General features: G+C 43.2%; 12 protein-coding genes. All 12 read right to left on the reverse strand.

Annotated elements, in window-relative coordinates:
• Positions 1 to 20: 20 nt before the first annotated feature.
• Positions 21 to 854, reverse strand: coding sequence for an RteC domain-containing protein (locus ACMXI2_RS09550; RefSeq protein ID WP_298939034.1), 834 nt, complete (start codon positions 852 to 854; stop codon positions 21 to 23).
• A gap of 84 nt (positions 855 to 938) precedes the next feature.
• A complete protein-coding gene (locus ACMXI2_RS09555) occupies positions 939 to 2183 on the reverse strand; it encodes an MFS transporter (RefSeq protein ID WP_298939033.1) in 1245 nt (414 codons plus the stop codon).
• 22 nt (positions 2184 to 2205) lie between these two features.
• Complete coding sequence (locus tag ACMXI2_RS09560; RefSeq protein ID WP_483781431.1) at positions 2206 to 2529, reverse strand: DUF6122 family protein; 324 nt, start codon at positions 2527 to 2529, stop codon at positions 2206 to 2208.
• A 185-nt stretch (positions 2530 to 2714) separates the two neighbouring features.
• Positions 2715 to 3140 carry a hypothetical protein gene (locus ACMXI2_RS09565; protein WP_298939031.1) on the reverse strand — a complete coding sequence of 142 codons (426 nt, stop codon included), beginning with the start codon at positions 3138 to 3140 and terminating at the stop codon, positions 2715 to 2717.
• A 37-nt stretch (positions 3141 to 3177) separates the two neighbouring features.
• Positions 3178 to 5016, reverse strand: a complete 1839-nt coding sequence (locus tag ACMXI2_RS09570; protein WP_326991504.1) for a heavy metal translocating P-type ATPase — start codon at positions 5014 to 5016, stop codon at positions 3178 to 3180.
• A gap of 181 nt (positions 5017 to 5197) precedes the next feature.
• Positions 5198 to 6394, reverse strand: a complete 1197-nt coding sequence (locus ACMXI2_RS09575) for an efflux RND transporter periplasmic adaptor subunit (protein ID WP_298939030.1) — start codon at positions 6392 to 6394, stop codon at positions 5198 to 5200.
• 17 nt (positions 6395 to 6411) lie between these two features.
• Positions 6412 to 10791 (reverse strand): CusA/CzcA family heavy metal efflux RND transporter, encoded by a 4380-nt coding sequence (locus ACMXI2_RS09580; protein WP_298939029.1) that lies wholly within the window; start codon positions 10789 to 10791, stop codon positions 6412 to 6414.
• Between the two features lie 20 nt (positions 10792 to 10811).
• Positions 10812 to 11420, reverse strand: a complete 609-nt coding sequence (locus ACMXI2_RS09585; protein WP_483781432.1) for a hypothetical protein — start codon at positions 11418 to 11420, stop codon at positions 10812 to 10814.
• Between the two features lie 11 nt (positions 11421 to 11431).
• Positions 11432 to 12073, reverse strand: coding sequence for a HupE/UreJ family protein (locus ACMXI2_RS09590; RefSeq protein ID WP_326991503.1), 642 nt, complete (start codon positions 12071 to 12073; stop codon positions 11432 to 11434).
• Positions 12074 to 12231: 158 nt separating this feature from the next.
• Positions 12232 to 12501, reverse strand: a complete 270-nt coding sequence (locus tag ACMXI2_RS09595; RefSeq protein ID WP_326991502.1) for a hypothetical protein — start codon at positions 12499 to 12501, stop codon at positions 12232 to 12234.
• A 582-nt stretch (positions 12502 to 13083) separates the two neighbouring features.
• Positions 13084 to 13704 carry a nitroreductase family protein gene (locus ACMXI2_RS09600; protein ID WP_298939025.1) on the reverse strand — a complete coding sequence of 207 codons (621 nt, stop codon included), beginning with the start codon at positions 13702 to 13704 and terminating at the stop codon, positions 13084 to 13086.
• Positions 13704 to 15617: a heavy metal translocating P-type ATPase gene (locus tag ACMXI2_RS09605; protein WP_298939024.1), complete on the reverse strand. Its 1914-nt coding sequence runs from the start codon at positions 15615 to 15617 to the stop codon at positions 13704 to 13706. Before ACMXI2_RS09605 ends, ACMXI2_RS09600 begins: the two co-directional genes overlap by 1 nt.
• Between the last annotated feature and the right edge of the window lie 10 nt (positions 15618 to 15627).

Below are 15627 nucleotides of genomic sequence, written 5' to 3' on the forward strand. Positions count from 1 at the left end.
AAAGTTGGTATAAAGCCCCGTTATCTCTCGTCCTGCTCATCCATCTTCTTAATGAGCGCATCCCGTAACGCATCAAGGAACTTGGTGCGGTTAATTTTCCTGTTCCGAATTTCGAGATAGGTATGGTAAAAGTTTCCCAAATCAATATTGAAAGCTCTCTCAAAATATTCCGCAATCAACCTAATATCACTATTCCCGTTATCAAAAACACCCTGATAGTGGAGCGAATAAATAAGTTCTATCATGGCAGCTTTACTGGCGGTCCAGTTAAGAGCTGTGAGGGATGGCCGTTTCAATAACAGGTGCTTCTTTATGTGATAAAGCTGGTCTTCGAGGTATAGCTGTATTAAGTCGTTCGCCATTATCTTAGCCACCTTGTAATCGTGTGAGGTTGAAAAGGTATGGTCGGACTGAAAATAGTAAGTATCCAGGCATAGCGTTATATCATGCTTACCCCGCACAAAGAACTTCTCGTCAAGAAAGGAATAATTGTTGCGATAATATTTATAAAAATCGAGGTTGCTGTCAAAGAACCTTTTGAGCTTTTTCAATTCTTTTTTAAGATGTTTTCTTATAGCCTTTGCCCCGTGCGGTTTTCTTATTTCAATTTTATAAATAGCATTATAGTATATCAGTTTGGAAACAATAAGCGGCTTCTGATATTTGAAAAAACGAATCTCCGCATCTATATTCGTAAACCCTTTTTTAAGGACAAAATCTTTTACATCGGATAAGTATTTAATAATAAGCTCTATTACAGCTTCTATCCGCTCTATTGAGCAATCGGCTTCAATCTCTAATTCTTTGATTTCTGTTTCCAACTTCTGAAGCGTTTCAGTATAAAATTTTTCCATACGGTTATTTTGAATTTTCACTGGAGGGTAGTAATGAATGGGTGTCACTACATAGATTTACTATTTGGTAATTATTTCATCCATCTATTTTTTAATGATTGTTTTGCGGCGATTAAGGGCTAAAACGGCAATGATCGCTAAGACCAACGTGAGGATACCACCATACAAAAATTCTCTATCGGGGAATTTCGTGCCTAAAAAACCGGCTATCGGATAAGCTATTGCCCACCATAAATGAGAGAACGCGAAATGTGCACCATATACTTTACCCTGGTCCTGGGGTTCGATATTTTCGCCTATCAGCGTTTCGGAGGGCATGTCGGCAAGTGTTTGCCCGATACCCGCCAACACCCATAAAAAAAGCAACCCGCTGTACGGAACGAAGTTGGCAAGGCTGATAGCTATACCAATTAAAACAGCACCGCTTATCAGTGATTTACTGCGTGTTTTGCTCTTATCCAAACTACCCAGCAAAAATGCTGTAATGACCGCGCCAACACCAAATACAGACATTATCCATCCATAATGCTTATCATCCAATTGCAGGGATGTTTTTACCAGGCCAACGGTATTAACCAATACCATTGCTCCTGCAATGGCCGATATAAATTCGATACTCAAGGCGAAACGCACAATCTTATTTCCGAACAGTAAGCGAATACCTTTCAATACTTCGCCCCACGTCTTTTTGGGCATTGCATTATCGGCAGTATTGATCCCCTTCTGCAATGATGTCTTAGGAATGGTGAGAATAAATAGTATCGCAATTAAAAGGGTTGTGCCGTTTACAAAGAATATCTGTTTCGCGCCTAACCACACTGCCCCGATCCCTGCCAGTGCCGGACCAAAAACACTCAACAACTGGAATGTAGCCATTGACAGACCGTTGGCTTCCCTGTATATATCTTTGGCTACTATCTGCGGAATAATAGCCCTGTATGTTGGCGTGAAGAACGCAGCAAATACATTGAGCGAAAATATTAATACGTACACCTGCCATTCAGCGTTGACAAAAGGAAGCATACACACGATTGCCATTCTTGCAAACTGCGTTATCAGCAATATTTGTTTGCGCTGAAACTTTTCAGACACTACACCTGCAAAGGGCGAAAAAATGATATACGCCGTAACCCGTAATGTAAGAGCCGATGCCAATATAGCGGCAGCGTTACCGGGATTGATTTCATACGTAAGCAACGCCAGTCCCAACCAGGTAAAGGCATCCCCGAACAGGCTTGCGATCTGGGCAAAATAAAGCCTTGCGAAAGTGGTATTCCGCAATGTTTTAAAAGGTTCTGTAAATATTTTTAGTAAAGGTCTTTTTTCCATTATACCATGTTTGTTTAAGTTGCTACCAAAGGCAATCCTGAAAATCGGTTGCCATGTGAAACAATAGACCAAGTGCAATAATTCTGATTATCTTGCTTCCGAACAGCAGTAACAATCCATACACAACTATTGCATAATACGAATGCAGGAAGTGAAACCCGATACTGCATCTGTTTGGGTCGAATATCGGCTCTGCAAATAGGTGATCCATATCAACAAGCATTGTAGTTAATAAGATCATCCAAACCCGCTTCCATTCCTTTTTGAAAAATACAAAGGCGACTAAGCCGGGAAAAAGGAAGTGTAAAGAGTAGTGGACAATATTTTGCATTACGGATAAGGACATTTTTGGGTTACAATAGCTTTTTTTTGGTTTCTTTTAGTTGAATTTGAAAGATTGTAATAGCGTCATTAGCTATAGATTATCAAACAGTATTTGTCTTAGATAAATAAAGCCCTGAAGATATAATCCTCAAAGCCTTATTGGTTTTTCACTACAGCCATTAATCACTGTAATGGTTTATTGAAAAATTAATGCTGATGGCCGTGTGCTTTGTCAGCAGCAGAAACCTCATTTTTAAACTTTCCAACTAATTTCTTGCCCTCAACAGTTATAGTAACGGTGCAATTTGTATGAATGCCGTTTTTAGGTAATGCAACTGTTAGTGCTCCATTTTTATCCGCTTTAAGATCTGAAGTTGATTTTGTGCCATTTTCAAAAGCAAACTCTACAGAGCCGGTGGCGGGCTTACCTAATGTTTTAGCATTGGCATCCAGCACATAGAAGGAAAGCAGATTGTTTCCTTTTACCATTTCGATATGGTACTTGTCAACATCTACCATTTTTCCACCGTGAGGAGCAGCGCCGTGACCTGTCTGTTGAGCCATTGCTGAGTTAACTGCCAAAGTCGTCATTGCAAGCATTAATGACATTCCAATCAATCTGATTTTTCTCATTTTTTTTGATTTTTAAAAGTGAATAAATAAACGATAACTAAATTTTTATTCTTAAAAGCTTAATTGAATTTAAAAAGACCAATGTATCGGGTAACAGGTGAATAATGGCAGCCTGCACAGGTCCCAATACACCAAGAAGCACGAGTGTAATACCCACGACATGAACAATGCCCACCCCGCCAATAATGTTTTCCTTGATAGTCCTGAATGCTTTTTTACTGATGGCCTTAGACCTGGCTATTTTCTCCAGCTTATCTTCTACTAAAACAATATCAGCAGCTTCCATTGCGGCTTGTGTACCCACCATCCCCATTGAAATGCCCACATTTGCCTGCACCAAAGCAGGGGCATCGTTAATGCCGTCTCCCACCATCGCCACCTTTTCGCCATTGGCTTGCAGATCCTGTATTGCACGGATTTTGTCTTCGGGCAACATATCCGCTCTGAATGACGTAATGCCTAACTGCTGCGACACATGCCCGGCGGTCTGCTGGTTATCGCCTGTGAGCATAATGATGTTTTTTACACCGCTTCTCTTTAATTCCTCAATCATTTCTTTTGCGCCGGGGCGTATAGCGTCTGACACATAAAACACCGATGCTGCACTGCCATCTACTGCCATGTAGATGGCCGTATCGGTCTGGTTCTTACTATTGACGGATACGGGAATCGTATGGTCGTCCATCAGCGTTTTATTACCAATTAATACCTTTTTGCCGTTTATGACTGAACTGATACCTTTTCCTTTGAATACATCGAAAGCCGTAGGCTCCGATAGTGAAACACCCAGATTTTTCGCAAACATCAGTATCGCGTTGGCAAGGGGATGACTGGAACGGTTTTCGGCTGAAGCCGCCAACTGCACCAAGTCCCTCTCGGTAAATCGATCATCCAATATTTCAATTTGGTTAACAGTCGGTTTGCCTATGGTCAATGTGCCGGTTTTATCAAAAACGATGGTTTCTATCTTTGCCAGTTCTTCCAGGAATTTACCGCCTTTAACAAGGATACCCTCTCTGGCAGCCCTGGCTATGGCTGAAATGGTTACCAAAGGAGTAGCCAGCCCTAATTCAGCAGGCGAAGTGAAAATAAGCAGGGCAATGACCAGCTTTACATCTTTAGTAACTAAGTAAACGCCTATTACAAAAAGGAAAACAAATGGTATCAGCCATGCGGCTACCTTATCCGTCAATTTTTCAATCGGGGCTTTACTACTTTCCGCTTCTTCTACCAAAGCGATGATCCTTGAAAATACCGTGTCCTTTCCCGCTTTGGTCATTTCTACGTCCAAAGCACCTAACTCCAGTATCGTACCCGCAAAAACATCTATCCCGGAGGTTTTTTCCACGGGTACGCTTTCGCCTGTTATGGGGGCCTGGTTTACTGATCCCGAACCGGCCAGCACCTTGCCATCAACGGGTATTTTTTCACCCGCCTTTACTACCAAAACATCACCTACCGTGAGCGATGCAATGGATACGGATTGCTCTTTGCCGTCTTTTTTTAAAATGGCTGTCTGTGGTACAGAGCCGATCAGTTCCTTGATGGAGGCTCTGGCTCTTTCACCGCTTGCACTGGCAATATATTCAGCAATCAGGATGATCATCAACACCACTGAACCCGCCAGGTATTCTTTACCTATGACAGATACAATGACTGCAATAGAAATAAATAATTCCGTCCCGATTTTCCGCTCTCTGATAAGTTCCAGTACAGCAGTTTTCAGTAATGAGTATAAACCAAAAGCCGTTGCTGCCAGCAGGACAGGAAGTGGTATGATTTCTAAATAATACAGAAGGCTGGCAATGCCCACTGTAATGATGCGTATGATTTCCCAAAAGAATTGCCGGGAAAAAAAAGTTTGTAAATAATTCATATTATCAGGATTTTAATGAGTGTGTCCTGTCCCTATGTTTGATATAACGACTGATACTATTAGTAAAACTATAAGCAGAATTATTCCAAGAGCAATCAGAACGTACTTCAATATTTTTGACGAACGCCTTTGATTTATACCTCCTTTCTTTGGGGGCGGAGGTACAAATCTCCTTTTCCTTTTATTCTTCTTCCTCGGCATTTCTAATTGCGGATAAAATAGTATAAGCGTTTTTGACAACAACAGTGAGCTGCCCTGCATCGACTGTTGATGGCAATTCAATAGCTGTATAGCCTGTCTGCTCTACACCTTTTGAAACCGGGATTAATTGGAACGTGTGGTTGCCTTTTTCCTGTTTTGTCTCAACAATAATATAGTCCGTTCCCTCCAACTGGACGAGGGCCTCGGATGGAACTGCGCTCTGTTGTGCCGTACCGGTTTCAAGTAATGCCTTTACATACATGCCCGGAAGTAAGCCGGATTCCTGGGTAAAACGGCAATGCACAGGTATCATCTTATTGTCGTTAGCAGCCTGTCCAACGAGATATACCTTTGCTGTTCTGTCATATTTGTTTTCGTTGGATAAGGAGAATTTAACCGATTGTCCTATACGGATCTTACCTAAATCTTTCTCAAAGGCATTCAATGCAAGATGCAGGTCGCTTGTTCCCATAATTTCAAAAAGTACATCGGTGGATGCTACATATTTTCCGATGTCCACATTACTTGTTTTTACATATCCGGATATAGGGGCATATATGTTTGCCGTTCTTGAAATGCTGTTGCTTTTCTTCAAAGCCGAACTACTGATCCCTATCAAAGCCATCTGCTGTTCCAATCCCGAAATTTTGGCTTTCATTACTTTCAGGTCGGAGCTTACCTGCTGGAAAGTTTTGGTAGCGTTGACATCTTCCTCCCTTAGTTGCTGTTGTCTTTTGTATTCCTCATCTAAATATTCAAGCCGACCTATGCTCTCTAAGTATTGTTGCTGGATAGAAATAAATTCAGGGTTTTCCAGTGTGGCTAATACCTGTCCCTTTCTTACCTGCTGTCCAGGTAGTAAACCGGATGTTTTAATGTATCCGCCTAAAGGCGCTGATACAGAGGCAACACTTCCGGGTTTAGCATTGATGACACCTGTCATTTTTATAATGCTACTGAGGTTGCGGCTTTCGACTGCCCCTGTTTGAATATCGGATAACTTAAATTGGTCGGCTGTAAACGTGATGGTTTTAACACCATTTGCCGCGGTGTCGGTCGTCGCCTGTTCGGGAACTTCTTTACCTTCCGTGTTGCCCTCCTTTTTGTCTTTGCAAGAGGATACTGCTATCATTGCGAAGAGCAGTAGCGGCAAATATTTTATTGATAATTTTGTCATTGCTTAAAAAATTTTGATTACTTGTTTCCTAAAATCGCTTCTATTGAAATCACTATCTGGTTATAGTTATACAGGTTATCCAGGTATTCCGAATGGATATTGCTGGATAGGGTGAGGTTCTGCAAATACTGGGTATAAGAAATATCACCGCTCCTGAAACTTTTATCGGAGTTCTTTATAATCAAATCAGCCTGCGGCAAAGCCTCTTGCTGATAATAGGTGAGCGACTTCTGGTATTTGGTGTACTCCTGCACCAGCTCTCTCAGTTTTCCGTTCAGGTTCGTAGCAGTAAGTTCCACTTCTGCCTTTGCCTTCTGCTCACTGATCCTGGAGGCGTTTACCCTTGATCTGTAACCGCCCGGAAATAAAGGAATGGCTGCTCCAACCTGAAAAAAGTTAAACCTGTCTCTTCCCGTAAAAGTTCGCTCAGCACCGTCTATGAATTGTGTCCCTCTGTATGTTTGACTGCTAAATCCAAGAATAATGTCGGGCAACATTTTACTTTTCTCCAAAGCCGTATTCCGTTGGTTTACCGCAATTTCCTGTTGCAGATAGCTTAACAATGGGTTGTCCGCAGGCGAAACACTTTGCTGCGGCAACGATAGCTCTTTTGCAACCAGTACGGTATCAGCAATGGTAATATCGTCCGTAGTGTTGAGAAGTGTTTGGAGAAGCTGTTTGGCGATTTTAATATCGGCCTCACTTCTTTCAAGTTCATTTTGGATCTGCTTGGACTGAACCGATGAGGTAATGTTCTCTAAACTGGTCGATTCCCCTGTTCTATACCTTGAATTGCTGGCCTTGCTTAGTTTTACATAGATACTATCGAGCTGCACCAAAAGTGTTTTTCGTTCCAATGCGTATTGGTACTGAACATACGCCAGTTTCACGCTACGTGCCAGGTCATTTTCTGTCACGGCTTTATATGCCTGGCTACTCTTTATTTTCTCTTGCGCCAGCTTCGACTGGTTGCCGTACACCGTTGGGAAGTCTATGCGTTGTCCGACATTGAGCAGGTTATCCGTTATAGTGGGATTACTGACGACACCCTGTGTATAAGACAATTCCGTCTTGGGCATTGTAACGCTGCCTTTTTTGAGCGCCTGCTGTAAATTGATATCGTAATTAGCAATTCTTACCTGTGCGTTATTCTTCAAGGCTTCATCAATGGATTGCTGCAAGGTCAATGCTCTTGTTGGGGTTTGTGCATTGCCGAGCATCGGCAACAGGAATAACCCGAAAAGTAAAATTGTTACAGGTACGGTTTTCATCTTCTTGTTTTTAGGAGGACGGGTAAAATAGATGTATAGCACCGGCAACACGACCAAAGTCAGCGCCGTAGCTGTAATCAATCCACCTATTACTACGGTTGCCAATGGACGCTGTACTTCCGCACCTGATGATGATGATAATGCCATTGGCAGAAAGCCCAATGAGGCCACCGTTGCCGTCATCAACACGGGTCTAAGCCTTACACTTGTGCCAATACGCACCCGCTCATAAATGTCCGATATACCGTCTTTCTCCAGTCGGTTGAACTCTGCAATCAATACAATACCATTCAAGACGGCAACTCCAAAGAGCGCGATAAATCCCACCCCGGCAGATATACTGAAAGGCATATCCCGTATAAGCAATGCGAACACGCCACCGATAGCCGATAATGGGATGGCACTGAATATCAGCAATCCCTGCTTTAAAGAATGGAAAGTGAAATATAAAAGCACCAAAATCAGCAGCAAGGCTACGGGTAACGCAACTGCAAGCCGGGCATTGGCTTCTTCGAGGTTTTTGAACTGTCCGCCATAGGTCACATAATAACCCGCAGGCATTTTTACCTTGGCAGCAATAACATCCTGAATATCCTTTACGATACTCTTAACGTCGCGGTTACGGACATTAAAGCCTACCGTGATCCGTCTTTTAGCGTTATCCCGTTGTATCTGCACAGGGCCTGGCTTAAAGCTGATTTCTGCAACTTCGCTTAAAGGGATTTGTTGCCCATCCGGTGTACTCACAAACAGGTTCTGTACATCGGTAATATCCACGCGGGAAGCACTGTCGAGCCTGACCACCAGATCAAACCGGCGCTCTCCCTCATAGACCAGACCTGCTACCTCGCCCGCAAATCCCGCTGAGATAGCACTGTTTACATCTTCTACGTTCATTCCGTACTGCCCGATCTTATCGCGGTTGAACTTGATGTTGATTTGTGGCAAACCGGTTATTTCTTCTACATACAGGTCTTCAACGCCCTCAATGGACTTGATTTTCCTACCCACTTCAGAAGCCAAATCGGATAATACATCCAGGTTCTCTCCATAAATTTTCAATACCACATCCTGTTTTGCACCGGTTAAAAGTTCGTTGAAGCGCATTTGGATGGGCTGCTGGAAGCTGAACGTCGCATTTGGGATAACAGACAGGGATTGCTGCATCTTTTCAATAAGCTCTTCCCGTGTTTCTGCACTTGTCCATTCTTTCTTAGGCTTTAACACTACCATCATATCTCCCGCTTCAATCGGCATGGGATCAGTAGGGATTTCACCGGAACCTATTTTATTGACCACCTGTTTCACTTCGGGATAATTCTTCAGCAAGATGGTTTGTGCCTTTTGGGAAACGCTTATCATCTGATTTATCGAACTTCCAACGGGAACCCTTGTTTCCACGGCAAAATCACCCTCGTCCAACTGCGGGATAAATTCACCGCCCATTCTGTTGAAGGTGATGAGCGTGATAACAAACAGTGCAACCGCAATGGATACCACCAGAAGTTTGCGCTTCATTGCACCATTGATGATCGGAGCGTACACTTTCTGTATAGCCTTCATCATCCGGTCGGAAAAGTTTTGCTTATGCACGGTTTTCTTGCTTAACACCAAAGCAGACATCATAGGAACATAAGTAAAAGAAAGGATAAAGGCTCCTAAAATGGCGAAAGACACCGTTTGAGCCATTGGCGTGAACATTTTGCCCTCCACGCCAACCAATGCCAACAGTGGGAGGTAAACGATAAGGATAATGATTTCGCCGAATGCAGCAGCCGAACGGATTTTGCGTGAGCTTTCATAGACCTCTTCATCCATCTGGTCCTGGGTGAGTTTTTCCACCCCACCATAACGGGCTCTGCTTCCGGTTATTCGGTGCATGACTGCCTCCACTATGATAACTGTTCCATCGACAATGATCCCGAAGTCAATCGCTCCAAGGCTCATCAGGTTACCGGAAACACCAAACAGGTTCATCATACAGATGGCGAAGAGCATTGCCAAAGGAATGACCGATGCGACCACAAGCCCGCCACGAAGATTTCCCAGAAATAAAATCAGCACAAAGACCACGATCAAAGCTCCCTCAATAAGATTGGTCGAAACCGTTGAAATAGCCCCATCTACCAGTTTTTTGCGGTCAAGGAATGGTTCTATTTCAACGCCTTCCGGAAGACTTTTCTGTATTTCAGCGATTTTCGCCTTTACGTTGGAAATAACTGCTGATGAATTGGCTCCTTTCAGCATCATAACGATACCCGTAACCGTTTCACCCTGTCCGTTCCTGGTAGCTGCACCATAGCGGGGGCCGATGCCAAAACCCACCTGGGCAACATCGCGGATGAACACGGGCGCACCACCTTCTTTTTTAACAACGATGTTTTTAATTTCTTCAATGTTCTTTACCAGGCCCTCACTACGGATAAAATAAGCGTTCGGCCCCTTGTCAATATACGCTCCCCCGGTGTTCTGGTTGTTCTTTTCCAGTGCTGTGAATATATCGGATATGGTAATATTCTGACTTGCCAGCTTATCAGGGTCTACTGCAATTTGATATTGCTTTACAAAACCTCCAAAGCCGCTCACTTCGGCAACTCCCGGTGTTCCCAATAACTGCCGTTTGATAATCCAGTCCTGGATGGTTCTGAGTTCAGTAGCATCATACTTATCCTCATAACCTTTCTTGGGGTGGATCACATACTGGAATATTTCGCCCAACCCTGTGGTAACAGGGGCCATTTCCGGCGTTCCAACTCCCTCTGGAATATTCTTTGAGGCTATGGTCAGGCGTTCCTGCACCTGCTGTCGCCCCCAGTATATATCTACCCCTTCGTTAAAAACAATGGTAACAATGGATAGTCCGAAACGTGAAAAGGAACGCATGTCCTTGATCCCCGGAATACTGACCATTGTCTGTTCCACAGGAAAGGTTACCAGTTGCTCCACTTCCTGTGCCGCCAATGTAGGCGACACCGTGATGACCATAACTTGATTATCCGTGATATCAGGTGTGGCATCTATCGGAAGTTTGGTAACGGAATAAGTACCCCAGCATATCAATGCCAGGGTAAACAGACCTATTACCAACTTATTCTTAATTGAAAAATGAATGATTTTATTTAACATGTCATGATGTTGTTATGATTTTATTGTTTAGGGAGATACTGTCCTTTCAATTTTATTTTGACAGGAATATCCTCATTGGAATTATTTTTAAAATACCAGCCATGTGGTCCCTCAAACGGAGCGATGAAAGAGCCTGCCACGTTATTGGAATAAGCAATGGTGTAGCTTTCAAAATAATTGCTATTGCCCTTAACCTCTCCGTGAAAATCAAAGTACAATTCCCCTTTGTCCGTAATCCATGCGTATTTGAGGGAGCCATATTTTTGCATGTTTACTTTGTGTTCAAGTCCCCTTCCTGCGGGTATGACCACACTGACTTCATCGGTACGCTCTGCAAGCGGTGTAGCAGGAGCCGGGTTATCCGCCGCCGCAGGTTTGGGTACATCTGCACCGGAGCCAACGTTCTCAAGTTGCAATACTTTATGCGGTCCCGAAGCCAATGTCTCCGTACCAGCATCGCCAACATACAACTTGCTAAATCCTGTTGCCTTGCCAATACCCAAAGGATCTATCCCATATTCTGCCGGAAGTACGGCACTTACCAGGAGTACCGCTCCAACAACCAAAGCAATAACTACCTGCTTGACTATGGATCTTTTATCTAATATTTGATGCGTTATTTCTGCCATTTTGATTTTTTTTAAGAGTTAAAATAACCGACCAACTGGTAGCCGAACAATAGAAAACCTGCTGCCATAAGCAGGGTATTGGTGAGGGTAGAAAACTTCATGAAACTTGGTGACCGCCTCCAATTGGTGATGATAAAAAGCACAAGGGCTAAGGCTATAAACTGACCTATTTCCACGCCGATATTAAAGCCGATGAGGTTTGTCAGAAGTCCTGTCCTGTCAAAATTTAATTCCTGTAATTTACTGGCTAACCCGAAACCGTGGAAAAGACCGAAGATCAGAACCGCTGCTTTGGTATTGGGCTGATAGCCCAAAAAGCGTTGGAAACCGCCCAAATTGTCGAAGCCTTTATACACGATGGACAATGCAATGATCGCATCAATCAGGTAAGCGTTGATGGCCATGTCTGCCAGCACTCCCAGCAAAAGGGTTATACTGTGTCCAATGGTGAAAAAACTCACATAAAGCAATACTTCTTTTGGCCGGTACAGGAAAAAGATGACACCTACCAAAAACAGCAGGTGATCATAGCCGGTAAGCATGTGCTTTGCCCCGATATAAAGAAACGGCACAAAAGCTACTCCCGAATTTCCGCTCAGGAATGCCTGGGTATCCCCGTCAACTCCGTGGGCATACACCGATCCTGTTATCAATAATAACAAGGTTATTGATAAAACTATTTTTATATATCTCATTTAGAACATTGAATTTAATCGGCACAAACTTCGGATTACTTATAGGAATACGCACAGGCATATTATAGCGATAGAACGCTAAAATATAAGTGGTAGAAGAATGTGCCGGGGATTAATTAATGCTTATGCCCGTGAGCTTTGTCAACACTGTCCTGATTTGCAGCAGGTGCAGCCTTACCCACACTGTCCTGATTCACCGCTGGTGCATGATTACCTGCCGGGTCATGGGAATGTCCATGAGCCTTATCAATACTATCCTGGTTAACCGCAGGAGTGGCTGGAGATTGTTCAGAATTGGAGTTGTTGTCAGACGAAGATTTTTCGTTGTTATTGCAAGCTGTAAAAGCAAAGGCAGCGAATGCCGCTATTATGAATGATTTTCTCATCGTTTTTTAAAGATTGATTGTAAAAAGAAGCTATTTGCCCTGATATGAAGGGCATAAATCAAATTCTAACTTTCAGAGGGTGAAAGTTAAGCAACGATGAAAGAGGGAGGACCTCGGAGGGAGTAGGCGCTATAGTGCGGTGATTGGTGAATTATGTTCCTATCCGGTGGAAAGGTATGCTGCTGATAAGCAACGATATATTCAATGGGGTATCGATAATCAAAAATGACAGCATTAAACGGTTGGGACAATTCCTTTGCCACCGATACATCTGTTCTGTCATTAGTGAATGTTATCTGCTCTCCTGTATGTTGAATATGGGAAAATAAGTTTCCCAAATCCACGCAGCCTTCGTGCGTATCGTGGGACTGATGACTATGGCTGTGTGCCGTGAATTTTTCGTGATGATGATGCGAAATAACGCCGTGTCCAAGTAATACTACCTGGGCAATAACAAAAAACACTATGGCTAAGTTCTTACGCAACATCCTCGCAAATATATAAAAAAGGTTCGGGATAGACAATAAAGGGTAATAAATTGAAAAATAGACGCTTAAAAGTGCATCGCATTCTTCCTTTACGTCAGTCGGGCGGTTTAATTCCTTCTATATTATCAATCCAATTTACCTTACTGCCGATCGGCTTCCGTTTTGAGATGGCAGTCACCGGTTTTTCAACATAACCAATATACAAAAAGCCCAAAAGCTTATCCGCTCTTTCTAACCCGAAATGGGATTTTGCCTCTTCAAAGTACGTGATACCTGCCGTTGTCCAATAACATCCCAAACCGTAAGCGGTAACAGTTAGGAACATATTCTGGACAGCACAGGCTACGGCTTCTACTTCTTCAATTTCGGGCAGTTTATCCGCCCCGCTCCGCTTCATCCCGATAGAGATAACGTGGGAAGACATTAACGGATATTCAATAAGTTTTTTATACCTGTCCTGTTGGTAACTGTCTGCTGCAAATTCCCTGTAAATACCAGCCTGTAATTGCCCAAAATATTTCAGGCCCCCGCCCGAAAAAACGCAAAATCGCCACGGCTCTGTTTGCTTATGATTGGGCGCTCTGTTTGCATTTTCGAGAATTTGCCAAATGATGGCATCGGGAATGACTTTGCCCTTTGCATACTGATAGGGGTATATGCTCCTGCGGTGCAGGAGAATTTCATTGAACTCTTCAATATTATATCGCTCCTGCATTATCTCAATAATCTTAATCCACTTAAAATAACCAGCACTGTACTGCCTTCATGACCAACAACTCCTTCAGGCAGGCTTATTTTACCCTCACCTATAAAATTGAGCGTAATGAGTGTTAATGCCACTGCTATGGCGAACACGATATTTTGCTTGATAACACTGCTGGCCCTGCGACCAAGATTAATCGCAAATGGAATATTTTCGATATTATCAGCCATCAGGATAATGTCTGCGGTTTCCATTGCAACATCCGTTCCTCCGCTTCCCATTGCAATACCGACCGATGCAGTAGCCAAAGCGGGCGCATCATTGACACCATCGCCTACCATTGCCACCTTGCCGTATTTTTCTCCCAGCTTCTTAACAGCGTCCACCTTTTGATCGGGCAATAGTTCTGAATACACTAAATTGATGCCGGCCTGTTTACCTATCGCTTTGCCGGTTATTTGGGTATCACCGGTTAATAGGACGGTTTTAATACCTTTTGATTTTAATTCTTCAATGACTTTTCTTGCCTGTGGGCGAATCGTATCTTCCACGGAGATCAGACCTATGGCATGACCGTCGGCAGCAACAAAAATCACGGTTCTGCCTTGCTCTTCTATACCGGTGGCTCTTTTCTGATCTTCATCAGTAATATTTATATCTTTAAGAAGATCCCTTTTACCGATTTTATATTCTTTACCATTTAAAATACCATGAACACCCAGACCATGAATGGCTTGCAGTTCCTTTGGTTTGGAAAGATCCAGTTTCTTATCCTTCGCTTCACGAACAATGGCCTTTGCTATGGGGTGTTCGGACAGCGTTTCTACTGAAGCGGTAATTTGCAGCAAATCATCCGTGCTCATTCCCGAAAAAGGTACAATATCTATCACTTTAGGTTTGCCGTAGGTTAAGGTTCCTGTTTTATCAAAGGCAACTACTTTAACGCCTCCAATGTTTTCAAGATGAACACCTCCTTTAAATAGCACCCCTTTTCGTGCAGCATTGGATATACCGGAAAGAATTGCGGGCATAATAGACGACACGAGCGCACAGGGTGAAGCCACTACAAGAAAAATCATTGCCCTATATATCGTATCGCTCCAGGTCCAGTTAAATAAATACGGAGGGAGCACCATCAATAAAATAGCGACCAATACCACAACTTTTGCATAGATGCTTTCAAAGCGTTCAACGAATAGCTGACTGGGCGGCTTTTCATTTTTTGCTTCCTGTACCAGATGAATGATCTTGGAGAGAACGGTTTCTTCTGACGGTTTGGTTACTTCTATTTCCAATGCACCCTGCCCGTTGATCGTTCCAGAATAAACTTCATCCCCTTTTTTCTTATCTGCCGGAATGCCTTCTCCGGTAATGGACGCTTCATTGATGGCAGAATATCCCCCGGTAATGATGCCGTCAGCAGAAATACGATCACCTGGCCGAACCAGGATAACATCCCCCTTTTTAAGTGCTTCTACCTTTATTTTTCTTTCAACGCCATTTTCGAGTAAAACAGCTTCTTCCGGACGAAGTTTCATAATAGACCTGATATCCCTGTTCGTTTTTTCCATTGTGTAATCTTCCAATGTACCGCTTAGTGAAAAAATGAATATCAGTATCGCCCCGTCCATCCAATAGCCGATGGATGCTGCACCGATTGCTGCCACAACCATCAGGAGATCCACATCCAAATCTTTTTCTTTAAAAAGTGTTGTCAATCCCTCTATGGCTTTCTGATGACCACCAACAACGTAAGCCAGTATAAAGAGGATAATTTCAGCAGTAGGCATATTTTGCTTGCCCGCCCACCAAGCCAATAGAATGAACAGCAAACATAATGCTGTTATAATTGCCGCTCCGTGTTTCTCCCATATATCGGAAAACGACCATCTTGCTCTGTCGTTGGGTATGGCTAATTCTGTCATAATTTTATCT

It is taken from the genome of Chitinophaga sp. G7 BAM 1005 (assembly GCF_057126945.1).

Bases quoted from the DNA above. Each gene is read 5' to 3' on its own strand.
- ACMXI2_RS09550 (WP_298939034.1), bottom strand. From the start codon at position 854: ATGGAAAAATTTTATACTGAAACGCTTCAGAAGTTGGAAACAGAAATC.
- ACMXI2_RS09555 (WP_298939033.1), bottom strand. From the start codon at position 2,183: ATGGAAAAAAGACCTTTACTAAAAATATTTACAGAACCTTTTAAAACA.
- ACMXI2_RS09560 (WP_483781431.1), bottom strand. From the start codon at position 2,529: ATGTCCTTATCCGTAATGCAAAATATTGTCCACTACTCTTTACACTTC.
- ACMXI2_RS09565 (WP_298939031.1), bottom strand. From the start codon at position 3,140: ATGAGAAAAATCAGATTGATTGGAATGTCATTAATGCTTGCAATGACG.
- ACMXI2_RS09570 (WP_326991504.1), bottom strand. From the start codon at position 5,016: ATGAATTATTTACAAACTTTTTTTTCCCGGCAATTCTTTTGGGAAATC.
- ACMXI2_RS09575 (WP_298939030.1), bottom strand. From the start codon at position 6,394: ATGACAAAATTATCAATAAAATATTTGCCGCTACTGCTCTTCGCAATG.
- ACMXI2_RS09580 (WP_298939029.1), bottom strand. From the start codon at position 10,791: ATGTTAAATAAAATCATTCATTTTTCAATTAAGAATAAGTTGGTAATA.
- ACMXI2_RS09585 (WP_483781432.1), bottom strand. From the start codon at position 11,420: ATGGCAGAAATAACGCATCAAATATTAGATAAAAGATCCATAGTCAAG.
- ACMXI2_RS09595 (WP_326991502.1), bottom strand. From the start codon at position 12,501: ATGAGAAAATCATTCATAATAGCGGCATTCGCTGCCTTTGCTTTTACA.
- ACMXI2_RS09600 (WP_298939025.1), bottom strand. From the start codon at position 13,704: ATGCAGGAGCGATATAATATTGAAGAGTTCAATGAAATTCTCCTGCAC.
- ACMXI2_RS09605 (WP_298939024.1), bottom strand. From the start codon at position 15,617: ATGACAGAATTAGCCATACCCAACGACAGAGCAAGATGGTCGTTTTCC.